The organism is Leucobacter sp. cx-328, assembly GCF_014530035.1.
Taxonomy (GTDB): Bacteria; Actinomycetota; Actinomycetes; order Actinomycetales; family Microbacteriaceae; genus Leucobacter.
Map to the genome: position 1 here is coordinate 1 of NZ_JACVMX010000004.1, position 17,216 is coordinate 17,216.

Annotated in this window: 16 protein-coding genes, 1 tRNA gene, 1 other RNA gene and 1 pseudogene; 9 read left to right on the plus strand and 10 right to left on the minus strand. The window is 59.7% G+C overall.

Annotation, left to right across the window (positions count from 1 at the left end):
* The first annotated feature begins 313 nt into the window (after nt 1-313).
* The 9 genes and pseudogenes from ICL81_RS06705 to ICL81_RS06745 form a co-directional block, all read left to right on the plus strand.
* Nucleotides 314-387: transfer RNA gene (locus tag ICL81_RS06705), tRNA-Lys, on the plus strand.
* A 190-nt stretch (nt 388-577) separates the two neighbouring features.
* Entirely contained in the window at nt 578-844 is a 267-nt protein-coding gene (locus ICL81_RS06710) for a zf-TFIIB domain-containing protein (RefSeq protein ID WP_251381907.1), read from the plus strand.
* 184 nt (nt 845-1,028) lie between these two features.
* Complete coding sequence (locus ICL81_RS06715) at nt 1,029-1,829, plus strand: inositol monophosphatase family protein (RefSeq protein WP_188034173.1); 801 nt, start codon at nt 1,029-1,031, stop codon at nt 1,827-1,829.
* Entirely contained in the window at nt 1,826-2,218 is a 393-nt protein-coding gene (locus ICL81_RS06720) for a DUF3054 domain-containing protein (protein ID WP_188034174.1), read from the plus strand. The genes ICL81_RS06715 and ICL81_RS06720 overlap by 4 nt, the downstream gene beginning before the upstream one ends.
* 45 nt (nt 2,219-2,263) lie before the next feature.
* Nucleotides 2,264-2,896: a hypothetical protein gene (locus ICL81_RS06725; RefSeq protein WP_188034175.1), complete on the plus strand. Its 633-nt coding sequence runs from the start codon at nt 2,264-2,266 to the stop codon at nt 2,894-2,896.
* A 113-nt stretch (nt 2,897-3,009) separates the two neighbouring features.
* Nucleotides 3,010-3,594, plus strand: coding sequence for a copper chaperone PCu(A)C (locus tag ICL81_RS06730; protein WP_188034176.1), 585 nt, complete (start codon nt 3,010-3,012; stop codon nt 3,592-3,594).
* A 169-nt stretch (nt 3,595-3,763) separates the two neighbouring features.
* Nucleotides 3,764-4,255 carry a hypothetical protein gene (locus tag ICL81_RS06735; RefSeq protein WP_188034177.1) on the plus strand — a complete coding sequence of 164 codons (492 nt, stop codon included), beginning with the start codon at nt 3,764-3,766 and terminating at the stop codon, nt 4,253-4,255.
* A gap of 93 nt (nt 4,256-4,348) precedes the next feature.
* Complete coding sequence (locus ICL81_RS06740) at nt 4,349-5,707, plus strand: LCP family protein (RefSeq protein WP_188034178.1); 1,359 nt, start codon at nt 4,349-4,351, stop codon at nt 5,705-5,707.
* Nucleotides 5,708-5,717: 10 nt separating this feature from the next.
* Nucleotides 5,718-6,878: pseudogene (locus ICL81_RS06745) on the plus strand (FtsW/RodA/SpoVE family cell cycle protein); the annotation flags it as partial.
* A 21-nt stretch (nt 6,879-6,899) separates the two neighbouring features.
* On the opposite strand, the gene ICL81_RS11985 reads toward ICL81_RS06745, so the two are convergent.
* The 10 genes from ICL81_RS11985 to ICL81_RS06790 all read right to left on the minus strand — a co-directional run bounded on the left by ICL81_RS11985 (nt 6,900) and on the right by ICL81_RS06790 (nt 17,212).
* The gene (locus ICL81_RS11985) at nt 6,900-7,904 is read right to left on the minus strand and encodes an endonuclease/exonuclease/phosphatase family protein (RefSeq protein WP_251381909.1); all 1,005 of its coding nucleotides are present in this window, start codon (nt 7,902-7,904) and stop codon (nt 6,900-6,902) included.
* A gap of 538 nt (nt 7,905-8,442) precedes the next feature.
* Nucleotides 8,443-8,814, minus strand: a transfer-messenger RNA (tmRNA) gene (gene ssrA / locus ICL81_RS06750).
* Nucleotides 8,815-8,969: 155 nt separating this feature from the next.
* A complete protein-coding gene (gene smpB / locus ICL81_RS06755; RefSeq protein WP_188023763.1) occupies nt 8,970-9,446 on the minus strand; it encodes an SsrA-binding protein SmpB in 477 nt (158 codons plus the stop codon).
* 10 nt (nt 9,447-9,456) lie between these two features.
* Complete coding sequence (ftsX, locus tag ICL81_RS06760; protein WP_188034180.1) at nt 9,457-10,371, minus strand: permease-like cell division protein FtsX; 915 nt, start codon at nt 10,369-10,371, stop codon at nt 9,457-9,459.
* Nucleotides 10,368-11,543, minus strand: coding sequence for a cell division ATP-binding protein FtsE (gene ftsE, locus ICL81_RS06765; protein ID WP_188034181.1), 1,176 nt, complete (start codon nt 11,541-11,543; stop codon nt 10,368-10,370). The genes ftsX and ftsE overlap by 4 nt, the downstream gene beginning before the upstream one ends.
* A gap of 55 nt (nt 11,544-11,598) precedes the next feature.
* The gene (gene prfB, locus ICL81_RS06770) at nt 11,599-12,708 is read right to left on the minus strand and encodes a peptide chain release factor 2 (RefSeq protein WP_188034182.1); all 1,110 of its coding nucleotides are present in this window, start codon (nt 12,706-12,708) and stop codon (nt 11,599-11,601) included.
* An 87-nt stretch (nt 12,709-12,795) separates the two neighbouring features.
* Nucleotides 12,796-14,211, minus strand: coding sequence for an APC family permease (locus ICL81_RS06775; RefSeq protein WP_188034183.1), 1,416 nt, complete (start codon nt 14,209-14,211; stop codon nt 12,796-12,798).
* Between the two features lie 143 nt (nt 14,212-14,354).
* Nucleotides 14,355-15,158 (minus strand): ABC transporter permease, encoded by an 804-nt coding sequence (locus ICL81_RS06780; RefSeq protein ID WP_188023768.1) that lies wholly within the window; start codon nt 15,156-15,158, stop codon nt 14,355-14,357.
* Nucleotides 15,155-16,015, minus strand: a complete 861-nt coding sequence (locus ICL81_RS06785) for an ABC transporter permease (protein WP_188034184.1) — start codon at nt 16,013-16,015, stop codon at nt 15,155-15,157. Before ICL81_RS06785 ends, ICL81_RS06780 begins: the two co-directional genes overlap by 4 nt.
* A 12-nt stretch (nt 16,016-16,027) precedes the next feature.
* Nucleotides 16,028-17,212 (minus strand): ABC transporter ATP-binding protein, encoded by a 1,185-nt coding sequence (locus tag ICL81_RS06790; protein WP_188034185.1) that lies wholly within the window; start codon nt 17,210-17,212, stop codon nt 16,028-16,030.
* Nucleotides 17,213-17,216: the final 4 nt, after the last annotated feature.

Sequence of the window (17,216 nt, forward strand, 5' to 3'; positions counted from 1 at the left end):
ATCACGCAATGGGTGGTGTTACTGATTTCCGGCACGGTTAATGGTGCCGGGGTAAGACGGTCCTTGTTTAGGGGCGTGTTTATGCGGCTAGATCAGGATTCGTTACACACGTTTTGTCCTATAACCCAGTTCCCGTCCATATGCAACCTGCCTTCGATATGGCATGTAGTGCGAGATTCCGCATATCTACGGCCGATTACATATCCAGGGAAGATCATTGAAATCACGCGCGACACTTCGAAAGCCACGGCCGATTTTGCGCGACTCGAATCGACCGTGTTAGAGTATTCCTCGTTGCCAAATACGGGAACATGCGCCTCTAGCTCAATTGGTTAGAGCATCTGACTCTTAATCAGAGGGTTCGGGGTTCGATTCCCCGGGGGCGCACAAGCAGGGCGAGATCTTCACGATCTCGCCCTTTTTGGTTACTGCCGCGTCCCGGCTGCGAACAATCGCACACCAGACCACCTCACCAAACTTGGAATCAGCCTTGAAGCTGACCAGAACGATGCACGAATGTCGCGGAGCATGCCATGCTCTGATCATGAAGTGCCCGAATGATGGTTCCACCCTGGTGATGTCCGAACGTCGAAACGTTGAAATCGACTACTGCCCTGAATGCCGCGGCATCTGGCTCGACCGTGGCGAGCTCGACAAGATCATCTCCCAGGTTGAGGCCGCAAGCGCATCTGCTCAGCTCACTACTCCTGCACAGTCGCCGCAGCAGCCTCAGTCACAGCCGCAGTCGTACCAACAGCGTCAGCCGACCTACGACGACCGCGGGTACACGAAGCCACGCAAGAAGCAGAGTCCTTTCGAACTGCTTGGTGACATTTTCGGTTAATTCTTCGCCAACCTTCGGTAAACCGAAGATCTTGCATACACAGAGCCTCGTCTGCGGAAACGTCTCGTTTCATGCGCATGACGGGGCTCTGTGCTGCTGCAGGTCAGGTGTCCCAGCGGCATAATTGACTCAGCACTTATACACACCCAAGCAATCAATAACTCCGGCGCGGTAGGCTTCGACCATGACCGCCTACTCCGAAGATCTCGTATTCGCGCTTGAGCTCGCCGACCTCGCTGATGCGATCTCGCACGAGCGTTTCCAGGCCGCTGACCTCACGATCGAAACCAAGCCGGACCGCACGTTCGTCACCGACGCTGACAAAGCTGTCGAAGACGCGATCCGCGCCCGCATTGAGGCAGAGCGCCCTGAGGATAGCTTCTTCGGCGAAGAGTCTGGCCGCACCGAGCGTGGTTCACGCCGCTGGGTGATCGACCCGATTGATGGCACCTCGAACTTCTTGCGCGGAGTCCCCAACTGGGCAACCCTCATCTCACTCGAGGTTGATGGTGTTCCCACGGTTGGCGTCGTTTCGGCACCTGCCTTTGGCCAGCGGTGGTGGGCCGAGACCGGTGGCGGCGCTTGGGGCTGGCGTCGCGGCGAAGAGCCGCGTCGTCTGCAGGTCTCCGGCGTTGAAGGTATCGAGAACGCGTCGCTCAGTTTCCAGAGCATCGAACAGTGGGACCTTGCCGGCTATCTCGATCCTCTGATCGCGCTCACCCGTGCCGTGTGGCGCGACCGTGCGTACGGCGACATGTGGTCGTACATGATGCTCGCAGAGGGCCTCGTTGATGTCGTTGCCGAGTTTGATGTCAAGCCATACGATCTCTCCGCGCTCGTGCCAATCGTGCGCGAGGCTGGCGGCACGTTTACCGATATCACCGGCGCTGATTCCGCGTGGAATGGCAGCTCGCTCGCAACCAACGGCAAGGTACATGAGGCCGTCCTCGACGTCGTGACCCGCGCGAAGGCAGCACAGGCATGAGCCGCACGCCGCAGGCCATCGCTCCCGCGCCGCGTACCGTGATCGCAGCGGCACTGCTCGACGCGACCCTGGTCGTGATCTTCGCCGCGCTCGGGCGTAGCAGTCACTCGCGTGATGCGACCGCGCTCGGGCTCCTAGAGACCGCTTGGCCGTTCCTCGCTGGTCTGGCGATCATGTGGCTGATTGTGCGTGCTTGGCGCGCGCCTGGTGATGTGATCCGCACTGGTGTTCCCATCTGGTCAGGCACCGTGTTGTTCGGCATGCTGCTGCGCGCGCTCACCGGCGCCGGGACAGCGTTCTCCTTCGTGCTCGTTACGATCACTGTGCTCTGCCTGTTCCTCGTCGGATGGCGTCTGATCTCGACGCTCATTCGTCGCCGTCGCGCATAGCCCGCATTCTGGTACTTCCCAGTAGCAAGCTGAAAGAATAGCGATATGCAGCAAACCTCGCGCCTTCCGCACGTCGTGCGTGGGTCTGCTGCTGCCTTTTGCGCAACCTTTGTCGCCTTGCTGTCACACGTTTCTGCTGGCGGCGAGATGCCAGGTCTGCTCGGCGTGGTCGTGCCGCTTGCTTTGTCGCTGTTCGTGAGTGTGCTGCTCGCAGGCAGGCGCTTGTCAGTCATACGACTGGGAGTGTCAGTCATTGCGAGTCAGACGCTCTTCCACTCGCTGTTCGTGCTGGGCACTGAGCAAGCCGGCATGGTTGGCGGATCAGGACACCAGCACTTCGTCACCGCAGACGCGCTCCCCGCGCCGTTCCTGAGCGATGCCACGGTGACCCTGTTACATGGCGATGCTCTGATGTGGGCTTCCCACGGGCTTGGCGCTGTTGCAACCGTGGTATTCCTCACTTTGGGAGAGCGAACTCTCGACGCCCTGCGGTCTCTCACACTCCGCACTGCTCAGTGGCTGCGTCACGCGCTTGTTCCTGCCGTTCGTCCGGTTCTGATCGCCGCACCGATCCGCGCACCGCGCATCGCGACTGCGCGCTGGACCGTGCTTGACGAGCTGCGCGCCTTCGCACTGCACCGCCGTGGACCACCATGCCTCGCGGGGTTCGCAGCGTAAGACTGCGCTCTACCCCGCTCTTCCAGCACTATCATTTTTCGCGCCCGCCAGGTCGGGCGCATTCGGCCTGCCCTTGTGCGGCCGATGATTCGCAGGTTGAAAGGCGAAAACACATGAACAAGTTCAAGACTCGTACCGCTCGCGTATCCGTAGTGATTGGCGCAGCACTGCTCGCGCTGACAGGTTGCAGCGGGACCGGCACTGATGCCAACGCAGATACAAAGCAGGAAGCAACTGCGAAGACCCAGGCCGACGCAGTGAAGCTCCACGATTTCTGGCTCAAGGCGTCAGACAAGGGCATGACCGGCGCATTCGGCACGATTGAGAACACCTCGGGCGAAGAGCTGCAGATCGTTTCAGCGAAGTCCCCGCTGTCAGACGACGTAGAGCTGCACGAGACCGTCGCTGACGGCTCAGGCAACAACGTCATGCAGGAGGTGAAGGGCGGCTACAAGATTGCTGCACACGGCAAGTTTGAGCTCGCTCCCGGTGCCAACCACATTATGCTGATGGACCTCAAGCAGGCTGTCCCGGCTGGCGAAGACGTTGAGTTCACGCTTGTGTTCTCTGACGGCTCCGAGCATACCTTCAACGCAATGGTGAAGGACTACGCGGGCGCTAAGGAAAACTACCGCGACGAAGACGGCACCACCAGCCATGAAGACATGGAGATGGACCACGGCTCGATGGAGCACTAAGTAATCACCGCGGTGGGCGGATCGGCAATTCGATCCGCCCACCAGTGCGGTCCGGTGATAAACCTGAACGCACCCGAAGCTTTCATTGTTACCATCGAAAACCCACGCGCCGCGCCCGCCAGAGCCACGCGCATTCCTCGGAAACAATTTACGGAAGAAGGAGGACGCATTGTCGAAACGTGCACCGCACAAGCTCGTCACCGTGCTGCTCGCCTTTTTCCTGTTTACACCGACGTTCTGGGTCATCGACATTCTTGAAAGTGTCGCGGCCGCGCCGAGTTCCGGTGCTACGACGCAAACGCTGCGTTTCGACGAGTCACGAACTCAGAAAGAGTCGCTCGAGAAGTCGGCAGCGAGCCTGGTTGGTGAGCCAGACGATGCTGACGATGCCCCAGACGCTGAGCCTGCTGACGACAAAGCCTTCTCCGGCCTCACCGAAGATGATCTCGGCTTTATCGCGCCGCAGGCCGATACCGCCGTCGCAGCTTCTGGCTTTGGCGCCCAAGCCCACTCGAACGACCATGGTCCCGTGCACTGGACCACGCCAGAGGTGCGTCTCCCCTACCTCACGCCGGGCGAACGCGTGCAGCTCGGGCGCCTGCTGATGCCGGCGCAGCCCGTCGCTGAAGTTCCCACCACCCCACCGTTGATCGCTGCCTGAGCACCGCGCACGCGCCGCCCAAGCGTCCGTGCGCCCGTTGCTCACACGACAGTCCCTGTCGCGCGGCATTGCCGCAGCATCGAACGGAAATTTATGCACGCCCAGCGTCCAACAGAAACCCTCCACGTCTCTGACATCGACTCGGCACTCACACGCCGCCAGCGCCGCCGCACCCGCCGCCGCCGAGTCACGATTACTATTGCGAGCGTCCTCACCGGCGCACTCGTCCTCACGGGTGCCGGAATCGCACTCGCCTACAAGAATTTCAACGACAACATCTCACGGTCTGACTTCTCGCTCCCCCTCGTCGACGATGTGCTCGACGACGCCGGTGAACAGAACATTCTCATCATGGGTATGGACTCACGTCTCGATCAGAACGGCGACCCACTCCCCGCTGAGGTCTACGATGCGATTCGCGCAGGTGATGAGAGCGACGGCGGATACAACGCAAACGTCCTCATGCTCCTGCACGTCCCAGAAGACCGCTCGAAGGCCGTTGGCATTTCGATCCCCCGCGATGACTACGTTGAGATCGTGGGTGCTCCCCTCGGCGTCGAGAACTCAAAGATCAAGGAGGCGTACGGCCTCGCGCTCCAGCAGCGCATGAATGATCTCTACGAAGAGGATTCCGGCCTCAGCGACGATGAGATCTATCAACAAGCCCGTGCCGCGGGCCGCCAGGCACAGATCGAGACTGTTTCTCACTTCCTTGGCGATGTTCGCATCGATCACTTCGTTGAGATGACGATGGGTGGTTTCTACCACGTCGCGCAAGCTGTCCAACCGCTCACGGTGTGCCTCAACGAGGCGACGGTCGATACCTACTCCGGCGCCGACTTCGGGGCAGGCGTGCAGGAAATCGATGCCGAACAGGCGATGAGCTTTGTACGCCAGCGCCGCGATACGAGCGAGGATGGCCCGTTCCTCACCGACCTTGACCGCTCGCGCCGCCAGCAGGCATTCATGATCTCGCTCGTTGACAAGATCAACACCCAGAGCACGTTCACTAGCCCGAAGAAAATCTCAGCGCTCATGGACGCCACGACGACCCACGTCGCGCTTGACACGAACTTCGACGTACTGAAGTTTGTGAAGATGGCACGCGAGGTGTCAAAGACCGGCGTTGAGTTTGTCACGCTCCCGATCCTTGAGTTTGACATGATCGACGGCTCGTACGTGAACACCGTTGATCAGGAACAGATCCAGCAGATCGTCGCAGCCATCTTCGCTGGCACCTACTTTGATGGCAGCTATCTGGCTGACACGTCATCCGGCGGTGATGATGCCGACGAATCCGCGGCCGACGAGTCGTCAGAAGATGACTCCGCGGTGTCTCCCGTTGAGCCTCCGGCGTCCGCTTCCGCGCCAAAGACCAATGAGACGGGACTTCCGGTGTACGACAGCTGGGACGACCCGATCCGCGCCGGCGCTATTCCCTGCGTGAACTAAGCCGCGCTCAATGGCACCCACGCGTCAGCAGCGGATCTCGCTGCCCGCGGCCCAGCCTTCCCGGTTCGCACTCGTACCGGCGCAGGCTGGGCCGCTGCGCTCGCTCGCAATCGTCCTCGTGGTGGTTGTGCTGCTTCTGGTCGGAATTGGCGTTGCTATGGTCCAATCGGCTGGCCAGGTGGTCGCGATCGCGAACGGCGCAAACCCATGGTCGGGGGCGATCCGGCAGGGAGGGTATGCCCTCGTCGGCATCCTCTGCATGGTCCTGCTCAGCCAGGTCTCGAGCCGCACGATGCGGAGGTACGCGTGGTGGCTCCTCGGCCTCGGATTCCTTCTTCAAATACTCGTCTACACCCCGCTCGGGTACGAGGCGGGTGGCAACCGCAACTGGCTACAGCTTGGACCGCTCTCGACCCAACCAGCGGAGTTCATGAAGTTCGTGCTCCTCATCTGGGTCGCGACCGTCCTCACCGCGAAAGAACCGCTTCTACGCCGCTGGCAACACGTGTGGATCCCCGTTATCCCAATCGTCGCGCTCTCCATGTTCATCAACGTCATCGGTGGCGACCTCGGCACGCTCATGATCCTCGGCGCTTTGATCTTCGGCTGCCTGATCTTCGCGCAAGTTCGCGCGCGGATCCTCGCAGGCATCGCCCTCCTCGGCGTCGCCGGCGTCGCAATCATGACCCTCATCAAGCCAAACCGTGTCTACCGGTTGACCCATTTCTTCGAGGTGGACTGCCTCACCGATCTCGAGCATGCAATGGACATGTGTTGGCAGTCACTCAACGGGTTTTGGGCGCTGTCAGCTGGCGGCATCTTCGGTGCGGGATTCGGGAACTCGAAGGCCAAGTGGCAATGGCTCCCCGAAGCGGAGACCGACTTTATTTACGCAATCATTGGCGAGGAGCTCGGACTCATCGGAACACTCGGTGTGCTCGCCCTGTACCTCGTGCTCGCTGTCGTGTGCATCGCGCTGATCAACCGGTTCACGTCCACTTTCGCGCTGATCCTTACCGGCGGAGCAGTGGTGTGGATCTCCACCCAGATGATCGTCAATATCGCTGTAGTGCTCGGCTATGCACCGGTACTTGGCGTGCCACTGCCGTTCGTCTCTGCCGGCGGTACGTCGCTCATCTCGACGCTGTTGTGCGTGGGTGCGGTGCTTGCCTGCGTTCGGGAGGAGGCCGCGTTAGTCGCTTTTGACGAGCGAGAGGACGGCGAGGACAGCGAGGTGGTCGCTCTCGCCAACGATGAAGGCTTCCCCGCCGCGCGACGCGAGGCCGCGTTCGAAGATGTGGTCGATCCGCGCCACAGGAAATGACGCAGGCCACGTGAAGGAAATTCCCGGAGCTGCTTGCTTCGCTTCCACAAGGTGCTCGCGCACCGGGGCGAGGGCTGGGTCGGTCGTTGCCGAGTTGAAGTCGCCGAGCGCGACAACGCTGTTGGTCTCGTCTGCGGCAATCTCCTCACCTAAAGCGGCAAGCATCCCGTCTCGGTCGGCTTGCTCTCCGGGGCGGAACGACGCGGCGTGCACGACATAGACGCTGACTATTCCGGCATCGGTCTCGAGTTTTGCGTTGAGCGCACGCTGCCAGCCGAGGCCGAGCTCGAGCGGATACGCGTCGATGATCGGGACGGTGCTCCAGAGACCGACTGTACCGACGAGGTATGAGTACGGGTGTGAGTCTTCGAGCGCGTCTACCGCGAGTGCTCGTGAATCTGCGTCGAGTTCGGTGAGGGCGATGACGTCTGCTCCGTGCTCGGCGAGGGTCGTCGCCGACACGTCTGCGGTGCCAGAGCCTGCTTCGACATTCTGGCTCGCAAAAACCAGATCAGTCGCGGGGTCAATGCTTCCTGCGGCTTCGGGTATCCACGTTACCGCGGGCGACACTGCGAGTGCCCAGACCACAACAGGCGCGATCACGAGCCACCACTTCCAGCGGAGCGTGAAGGCAAAGATGAGGAGCAGGGCGACCACGAAGCCGAGCCAGGGCAGGGCAACCGCGATTCCGGCGCCGATGAAGCCAGGCATTCGACCAAGCAGAACGACCGCGATCAATAGCAGGCTGAACACCACGACGAATGCGCCGCCAACGCCGATCCTCTTCCGGCTGCGCTTGCGTCCGCGCGATCGCTTCTCCCCGCTCGGGGCGCCCGGGGCGCCCTGCGGTAGATATAGCGATTGTGCCGACATTTGAGTCAGCCTAGTGGAGCGTGGCTATGATTTTTCTTGGTGCGCGAGGGCTCCGGCAGTTTCTGAGAAAGTTCAATGGGTCAGCTGTAGCCCGACGTACTATTCAGCGCGAAGCGGCACGAGCCCAACGTTCAGAAGCGAAGCAGCGCCAAGAATGGAAATTGCTCGTAGTACCTTCATGTTTCCTCCTGGAGATAGAGATGAATCCAATACTCCGAGGAGCCTAAGTTTCCTCGACTTATGCAAGTCAAGCAGTAGCGAGGAGCGTGACTCGAACTGATCGATTTGGCTGCGAAAGCCCATAGCCAGGCCTAGCGTCAGCGCAAACCGGACATGTGCCCGGAGTTACCCCCTCGAGAAGCACCATTTCTCCCGAAAACCATAGTTTCTACGCGCAGAAAGGGTCGATCTCGGCAGAAAGTGCCGCTTTCGCGGGGTTGGCAGCCCGCCAACCCCGCGAAAACAAAAACCGCCGACGCCCCAAGTTTCCAAGGGGCACCGGCGGTTTCCGCGGTAAATCTGTGCGTGATGCGAGCTCCAGTGGAGCCGCGGGGAATCGAACCCCGGTCCACTTCGACAATTCCATGTCTTCTACGAGCGTAGTTTGTGCAGACGTTCTACTCGGCCCCGTTCTTTGCCACAAACATCTAGAACGACAGGCCCAGCATCAGTGAAAGTCCCGATTCGCCCTGACACTCAACGAACCAGCAAGCCCTCTAAATGACGCCAGGAAACCGGGGCGAAGGCATACCCGGCCTGACGGACTCGGTCTCGTGCTTAGGCAGCGAGAGCGAAGTCGGTGCGCTTAGCGTTTGCACCTGTGTTTTGCGAAGGGCGTTAACGAGATAACTCCGCGTCCTCGGCCCGCTTCCCACGGTCTTAAATCGACGTGTCGAAACCGATCGGCCCCGTATCGATCACGCACCAGGGGCGCGGATCTGAGGCACTCGCATCATGCACTGTTGAATTACCAAGTTCTGGGCAAGGCCCAGGTTTCGGGCCGAAGCCCTGCCGACCGAAGCCGACTCCGAGCAATGCCCGGCATTACAGGATAGCAGCTCGAAGCTACTCCCCCATACGGTTTTTGTCGCGCATTGCGCGATCCGCCTCGCGCTTGTCCTGACGCTCACGGAGCGTCTGGCGCTTGTCGTATTCCTTCTTACCTTTAGCAAGAGCAATCTCGACCTTTGCGCGGCCGTCCAAGAAGTACAGGCGGAGCGGAATGATCGTCATGCCACCCTCGCGGGTCTTCTGGTACAGCTTGTCGATCTGCTGACGGTGCAGCAGCAGCTTGCGCTTACGTCGCGGCGAATGGTTGGTCCACGAGCCGTTCAAGTATTCCGGGATATACGCGGTGTCGAGCCACGCCTCCCCCCGCTCGATGAACACGTAGCCGTCGACAAGCGACGCGCGTCCCATACGAAGCGACTTCACCTCGCTACCGGTGAGGACCATTCCGGCCTCATAGGTATCGATGATGTGATACTCGTGGCGCGCCTTCTTGTTCGAGGCGATGAGCTTCTCGCCAGTCTCCTTAGGCATGGATAAGACCTTATACCTTGAGATAGCGGGTGATTGCGATCTTTGCCGCAATCGCCGAAAGAATCACACCTGCACCGATGAGAATTGGCGGCACAACGAGGGCCTGATCCATCGTGATGTAGCTCGTGAACGGCACCTCGGTAACGAGGAAGCCCTGCACGAAGAACTTCACAATGGCAAGCGAAGCTGCGCTCGCAAGGACCGCACCGATAAGCGATGCGATCACACCCTCAAGGATGAATGGCGTTTGAATAAAGCCGTTTGACGCGCCAACCAAGCGCATGATGCCAATCTCTCGACGTCGTGAGTACGCCGAGAGGCGAATCGTTGTCGAGATCAGCAGCACTGCAGCGACAAGCATCAGACCAGCAATGGCAATCGCTGAGTAGCTCGCGACGCCAAGGAACAGGAAGATCCGGTCGAGCAAACTGCGCTGATCAGAAACGCTCTGCACACCCGGAATGTCCGAGAACGCTTCCTGGATGATGTCCGACTTTGACGGATCACTGAGGCGGATCCAGAAGGTCTGATTCAGCTGGTCCGGGGTCGTGATGTCGACGATCGGGTTGCCCTCAAACTGCTTCGTGAACTCTTCGTATGCCTGATCGTGGTCGACGAAGAACGTCTCCTCGATGTGCGGCGCGAGAATCTCGGAGTCGAGCGCTGCTTGCACGGCATCGATGGTCTCTTCGTTGGCGTCGGTTCCGTCACACGTCGAGCTCTGATCGAACGAGGTACAGAGGTAGACAGCTACCTGCGCACGGTCATACCAGAAGGTCTTCATCTGGCTGATCTGCAGCTGCATGAGCACCGCGGCGCCAACAAAGGTGAGCGACACAAACGTCACGAGCACGACAGAAATCGCGACGGAAAGATTACGGCGGAGGCCACTCCAGACCTCGCCCATTACGAGTCTAAATCTCATCGAACCGGCCCCACATCCCGCTGATCATCTTCATCGCGGAGACCGAGGTGCTCTGCGAGGTTTCCGGTTTCTGCCATCTGCACTGGATCAATGCTGTCACCCGGTTCCAGGAACGCCGGGATACGACGTTTCGGTGCGGGTGGCGCACCTGGCGACCCTGCGCGGATCGTATCGTCAAGCGGATCGGACTCGGGCTGCGCCGCGGGCTGTGCATGGGGCACAACGGGGGCAACCGGAGCAGCGGGCGCTGGCACGATCGGCTGCATTGCCAGATCGGTGTCAGCATCAGCATCCGTAAAGGGTGCGGGAGCGGTAGGCGCCGCAGGCTCCGCACCCGCATCGGGAGCGAGGTCGAGCGCCGGTGCCGGCGTAGCCAACGACTGGAGGTCAAGGTTTGCGTCGGGGCCAAGTGCAGCGCGAACGACCTCTTCGGGGGCGCGCAATGCCTGTGCGGTCTCTGACGAGAGATCCGCGATCGGAATGGATGCAGTTTCGCCGTAGCCGCCACCCATTTCGTCACGGACGAGCACGCCCTGCGAAAGTTCGATCACGCGCTGGCGCATGATGTCAACGAAGGCAGCTTCGTGGGTCGCCATCACCACAGTGGTGCCCGCAGCATTAATCGCTTTGAGGAGCTGCATAATGCCAAGACTCGTTGCCGGGTCGAGGTTACCGGTCGGCTCATCTGCAAGCAGAATCGCAGGCTTGTTCACGATCGCACGCGCAATCGCGACGCGCTGCTGCTCACCACCAGAGAGTTCGTGCGGGTAGCGCTTCGCCTTGCCTGACAGGCCAACCATTTCGAGCGTATCGGGCACGGCTTCCTGAATGAAACCGCGCGACTTTCCAATCACCTGAAGTGAGAAGGCTACGTTGTCGTACACCGTCTTGTTGGCGAGGAGCTGGAAGTCTTGGAAGACCATGCCGAGGCCACGACGGAAGTACGGAACCTTACGCGAGGAGATTCGGCGCAGGTCCTGACCAGCGACATGGATGGAGCCTGACGTTGGCTGGTCCTCACAGAGGATGAGTCGCAAACAGGACGATTTTCCAGAGCCCGATGCGCCCACAATGAACACGAATTCGCCGCGCCCGATATTGATACTCAAGTTATCGAGCGCGGGCTTCTGCGTTCCGCGGTACTTTTTGGTGACGTTCTCAAAGAGGATCATGACGTTCCTGACGATACGCGGAGCTTGCTGGAGGTGGGCTGAGGCGCGCTGTAACTCAGTCGTTTTTCGTCAGCGAGCGCCAACGAATACCTGCGGCGATGAAGCCGTCGAGATCACCATCGAAGACAGCATCTGGCTGCGACGATTCGTGACCTGTGCGCAAGTCTTTCACGAGCTGCTGGCCGTACAGGAAGTATGAGCGAATCTGATCGCCCCAGCTTGCGGTCACTGAACCAGCAAGTTCTTTCTTCTTCGCTGCTTCCTGTTCTTTCTGGAGCAGGAGCAGGCGGGTCTGCAGCAGGCGCATCGCTGCGGCGCGGTTCTGGATCTGCGACTTCTCGTTCTGCATCGAGATCACGATGCCGGTCGGAAGGTGCGTGATGCGGACCGCCGAGTCAGTCGTGTTGACCGACTGCCCGCCGGGACCCGACGACCGGTACACATCAACACGGATGTCGGTTTCGGGAATATCGACCTCGGTTGCTTCTTCAAGCAACGGAATGACCTCGACACCTGCGAAGCTCGTCTGACGCTTATCTGCCGAACCGAACGGGCTAATGCGCGCAAGGCGGTGCGTGCCAGCCTCAACGGACAGCTTGCCGAACGCGTATGGCGCGTCAACCTCGAAGGTCGCAGACTTAATGCCAGCGCCTTCCGCGTACGAGGTGTCAAGCACCTTCGTTGGGAAGTCGTGGTCCTCTGCCCAGCGCAGGTACATGCGCAACAGGATCTCTGCGAAGTCGGTTGCGTCGTCGCCACCTGCACCAGAGCGGATCGTGACAACCGCAGAACGCTCGTCGTACTCGCCAGAGAGCATAGTCTGCACCTCGAGGTCCTGCAGCGCGGTTTCGAGCGCCGCCAGTTCCTTCATGGCTTCCTGCTCGGACTCGGCATCTTCCATCTCGACCGCGAGCTGCGCAAGCACCTCAAGGTCGTCGATCCGCGCTTCGACGCCACGCAACTTCTTCACGCGCGCCTGACGGTGCGAAAGACCACTCGTGACCTTCTGCGCAGCAGCGGGATCGTCCCACAGGCCAGGGGCAACGGCCTGCTCCTCGAGTTCTGCGATCTCGCGATCGAGTTTCTCGAGGTTGGTGACCTCTGCGATGTCTGCATAGGTCGAGCGGATCGCGCGAACGCGTGCGTTGAAGTCAATGTCGAGCATGATTGTTCTAGCTTACCTGCAGCAACGCCCCCGTACTCCTCTGTATATGAGGGGCACGGGGGCGCTTACTGAGCGGGATCCGCCGAATTAGTCGTCGATCGGAACCTTATTAAAGCCCGTGACCGGCTGGATCTCATCGAATGCCTGGACCTTGCGCTTGAATCCGCGCGTCAGCCACAGCAGGTAGATGAAGCCGATCGCAGCCCACGCCAGACCACCAATGAGTGCGTCGACGTGGAGATTTGCCCAGAGGATACCCGTCAGCAGCATGCCGATACCCGGCATCAGGACGAACTTGAAGAAGTCGCCAGGAGTCTTGTAACGCTTCTGGCGGATCGCGAACCACGCGATCACCGAGATGTTGACGAACGAGAATGCGATGAGCGCACCGAAGTTAATGAATGCCGCAATCATCTCCAGCGTGAACGCAATGGCGAGCATGCACACGAGGCCGGTCAGGATGATGTTAAACGTCGGGGTGCTGGTCTTGGGGTTGATGTACCCGAAGACCTTCTTCGGGAGCACGTTGTTACGGCCCATCACGAGGAGCATGCGCGAGACCGATGCGTGCGATGCGAGACCAGATGCGAAGGTCGCTGCGAAGCCCGCTGCAGTGAGGACTGCCTGCAGCATGCCGCCACCGACCTCCTTGCCCATGAGCGGAAGGGTCGAGTCCTCGATGTACTGCATATCGCCACCCGGCGCGAAGACTTCCCAGTCAGGGAATCGGAGCTGCGAGAAATAACCAGCGATGAGGAAGATTGCGCCACCGATGAGCACAGTGAGGAGGATTGCGCGCGGAACAATCTTCGGACTCTTCGCCTCTTCGACATACATGGTGACCGCGTCAAAGCCGATGAACGAGAAGCAGACAATGGTCGCGCCGGTGAGCACAGCGCCCATCTGCACACCGTCGTGGAAGAACGGATCCATCGAAGCAACGGTGCCAACGCCTTCGCCAGCTGCGAGCTGGCCCCAGACCATAGCAACGAAGACAGCCATGACCACGATCGAGAAGACGAGCAGGATCATGTTGAGGTTCGAAGTACCGCGCATCGTGAAGTAGATGACACTGGTGGTGATGATGCAGTACCCAACGACCCAGATCCAGCCGGGGGTGCCTGGGAATACAGCTTCAAGGTAACTACGAATGATGAGGCAGTTCACCATCGGAAGGAGCATGTAGTCGATGAGCGCTGTCCAGCCGACCATGAAGCCGACGTTCGGGTGGATCGATTCGCGCACGTAGGTGTAGGCGGATCCCGCACTCGGAATTGCGCGAGACATCTTGCCGTAGCTCGAAGCGGTAAAGAGCATCACGACAAGCGCTACGAGGTACGCCATCGGCACCACGTTGTTCGTATCACGTGCAACCATGCCGAACGTATCAAAGACCACGGTCGGAGTCATGTAACCAAGGCCGAGACCCACAATGGCCCAGAGGCCGAGGTTCCGCTTCAGGTTTGCTCGCTGCGTCACTGCAGGAGCCAGTCCTTTCGCCATTGTTCTCTCCTTTAAGAACGTGTGCGACATACGTCGCTCAAAATGGGAACAGAGTTACCCTACTCCCAAAAATGAACAGGGCTGGTCGCATCCGATGGATACGCCAGCCCTGCCGAAGATTATTCAGCGACCCGCCGAATGCGTCATGCCATTCTTGCGAGTTTCTTCTTCTTGTTGATGCCAACCAGCTGCACGATGACTACGAGGAGCAGCGCGCCGAGGAAGACAATCGATGCGAGAACGTTCGCCTGTGCGGGAACACCCTTCAACGCCGAGATGTAGATGAACTTCGGGAACGTGGTTGCTGTTCCTGAGTTGAAGTTCGTGATGATGAAGTCATCAAAGGAGAGCGCGAAGGAGAGCAGCGCCGCACCGATGATGCCTGGGAGCAGCATGGGGAAGGTGATCCGCCAAAATACCTGCATGGGCGAGCCATACAGATCGCGGCCGGCTTCCTCGAGCGCGGGATCAAGGCTCGCTACTCGAGCCTTGACCGCCACCACCACGTACGAGATGCAGAACATCGTGTGCGCGAGGATGATTGTGCCAATGCCCTTCTGCACGCCAGCGAGCAGGAACTGCGCTGCAAGGCCCGCGCCAAGAACAACCTCAGGGGTTGCCATTGGGGTGAAGAGCAAGAGGCTAACTGTTGAGCGTCCCTTGAAGTGGTATCGCACGAGCGCAATAGCGATCAGTGTGCCGAGAATGGTCGCAATGACCGTCGCGACGACACCGATCAGAATGCTGTTGCCAAACGCGGTACACACCTGCGGTGCACCACACGGATTCTGCCAGTTCTTCAGCGTGAAGCCACGCCACAGAATATTGTTACGACCAGCGTCGTTGAACGAGAACACAATGACGTGCACGATCGGAACGAGCAAGTAAACCAGCGTGATGGTCGCGATGACCGGCACGAATGCCTTGCCAAGACTGAAGTTTTTCACAGCAGATCCTCCGCCCCGCTCTTACGCACGTAGGTTGCAACAAAGATCAAAATAATCACCATCAGAATGATCGAGAGCGTTGCAGCCATCGGGTAGTTCTGCGTTTGCAGGAAGTTTGACTCGATGACGTTACCGACCATGGTTGTCGAGGTACCACCGAGGAACTCACGCGATGCATTGACATAGTCACCCGACATCGGGATGAAGCTCAGCAGCGTACCCGAAACGATGCCCGGCATCGACAGCGGCAGCGTCACCTTGCGGAACGTCGTCGCCGGCGATGCGTACAGGTCTGAGCCTGCCTCGAGCAGTCGCAGGTCAAGCGCCTGCAGCGACGAGAACATCGGCAGCACCATGAACGGAATGAAGTTGTAGACCAGACCGAAAATCACCGAGAAGTGAGTTCCGATGAGGTCACTCGGGAGAATTGACTTCCACGCGAGGGTACGCAACAGGAAGCTAATGAAGAAGGGCGCCACTACGAGGATGAGCAGGATGCCCTGCAGCATCGGCTTCGAACGCACCTTCACACCAATGAGGTATGCCAGCGGATAGCTGATGATGAGACCGATAATCGTCGCGACGATCGCGTACACGAACGACCGCAACAACTGCGGCCAGTATTCCTGGAGCGCAGCCCAGTAGTTCGAGAACTGCAACGCAGCGACGTATTGACCAATGCCACCGCTGTCGGCAGGAGCCTGCAGTGACGTGATCGCCAATTGGATAAAGGGTGCGACAAAAAAGAGCAGCATGTATGCAATGCCCGGTGCAAGGAGGATCAGGGCGATCCAACCACGCTTCTGCGGGGATTGCTCTACTGCCTTTGTCTCGCCTGAAAACGCGGTAAAGGCCATGGTGAGGAGCTCCTACTCAGCGAGTGCTGCCTGCGTCGCGATTGCTCGCGTCGAGAACTCTGTTGTGAGGGCGCCCGTGTCCAGGCGATCGTCGAGCAGACCAAAGGTGTGTTCGACGAGCCAGCTGAGCCACACGGTGTCACCGAGCGACGCCGCGGGGCCAGCTTCGACGTTTTGCGCGAAGACCTGTACCGATCCGAAGACCCCTGACTCGACCGTGTACTGCGTACTCACGCCGATGAAGGAGACATCGGTGATCACGCCAGGGCCGAGCACGTTGGTTGCAGCGTCGTGGCTCGACGGCTGCTCGCGGTGCAGACGAAGCTTTTCTGGGCGAACGCCAACCGTGATGTCCCCAGCATCGCGTTGGCTGCGATTGCGCGGAACCGAGATTCGACTGCCAGCGAGATCCGTGTGAATCACGGTGTCGGTGGTGCCAGCGACCTTCACGCTGAACAGGTTCGACTGTCCGAGGAAGTTCGCAACAAACACCGTCTTTGGCAGCTCGTAGAGTTCCTCAGGGGCACCCTTCTGTTCGATTCGGCCCTTGTTCATGACGGCGACGGTGTCAGCCATCGTCATCGCTTCTTCCTGGTCATGCGTCACGTGAAGGAAGGTGAGACCGACCTCCTGCTGAATTGACTTCAACTCTTGCTGCATCTGGCGACGGAGCTTCAGATCGAGCGCGCCGAGCGGCTCATCGAGCAACAGCAATGCCGGACGGTTCACCACAGCGCGTGCGAGGGCAACGCGCTGCTGCTGGCCACCCGAGAGCTGTGCCGGCTTGCGATCCTGTACGTGGTCAAGCTCCACTAGGCGCAGGGCGTCCCGTGCCTTTGCGAGCGGATCGCCAATCTTACGTCGACGCAAACCGAACGCGACGTTCTCAAGGATCGTCATGTGCGGGAACAGCGCGTACGACTGGAATACGGTATTGACGGGACGCTTGAACGGCTTCAGGTCGGTGACGTCCTTGCCACCGAGCAGAATCCGGCCTTCCGTCGGGTCCTCGAGACCAGCAACCAGGCGAAGCGTCGTCGTCTTGCCACAACCCGAGGGACCGAGCAGAGCGAAGAACGATCCGGCCGGAATGGTCAGGTCGAGGTTTTCAATCGCGGTGAATCCGGGGAAACGCTTCTGGATCCCGACAAGTTCGAGATCCGCGCCCTTTTCCGCGAAAGTATTGATGTTTGCCATTATG

Coding starts and splice junctions, on each gene's coding strand:
- ICL81_RS06710 (WP_251381907.1), top strand. CDS start 578: ATGTCCGAACGTCGAAACGTTGAAATCGACTACTGCCCTGAATGCCGC.
- ICL81_RS06775 (WP_188034183.1), bottom strand. CDS start 14,211: ATGGCGAAAGGACTGGCTCCTGCAGTGACGCAGCGAGCAAACCTGAAG.
- ICL81_RS06725 (WP_188034175.1), top strand. CDS start 2,264: ATGCAGCAAACCTCGCGCCTTCCGCACGTCGTGCGTGGGTCTGCTGCT.
- ICL81_RS06720 (WP_188034174.1), top strand. CDS start 1,826: ATGAGCCGCACGCCGCAGGCCATCGCTCCCGCGCCGCGTACCGTGATC.
- ftsX (WP_188034180.1), bottom strand. CDS start 10,371: ATGAGATTTAGACTCGTAATGGGCGAGGTCTGGAGTGGCCTCCGCCGT.
- ICL81_RS06715 (WP_188034173.1), top strand. CDS start 1,029: ATGACCGCCTACTCCGAAGATCTCGTATTCGCGCTTGAGCTCGCCGAC.
- ICL81_RS06740 (WP_188034178.1), top strand. CDS start 4,349: ATGCACGCCCAGCGTCCAACAGAAACCCTCCACGTCTCTGACATCGAC.
- smpB (WP_188023763.1), bottom strand. CDS start 9,446: ATGCCTAAGGAGACTGGCGAGAAGCTCATCGCCTCGAACAAGAAGGCG.
- ICL81_RS11985 (WP_251381909.1), bottom strand. CDS start 7,904: ATGTCGGCACAATCGCTATATCTACCGCAGGGCGCCCCGGGCGCCCCG.
- ftsE (WP_188034181.1), bottom strand. CDS start 11,543: ATGATCCTCTTTGAGAACGTCACCAAAAAGTACCGCGGAACGCAGAAG.
- ICL81_RS06785 (WP_188034184.1), bottom strand. CDS start 16,015: ATGGCCTTTACCGCGTTTTCAGGCGAGACAAAGGCAGTAGAGCAATCC.
- ICL81_RS06790 (WP_188034185.1), bottom strand. CDS start 17,212: ATGGCAAACATCAATACTTTCGCGGAAAAGGGCGCGGATCTCGAACTT.
- ICL81_RS06730 (WP_188034176.1), top strand. CDS start 3,010: ATGAACAAGTTCAAGACTCGTACCGCTCGCGTATCCGTAGTGATTGGC.
- prfB (WP_188034182.1), bottom strand. CDS start 12,708: ATGCTCGACATTGACTTCAACGCACGCGTTCGCGCGATCCGCTCGACC.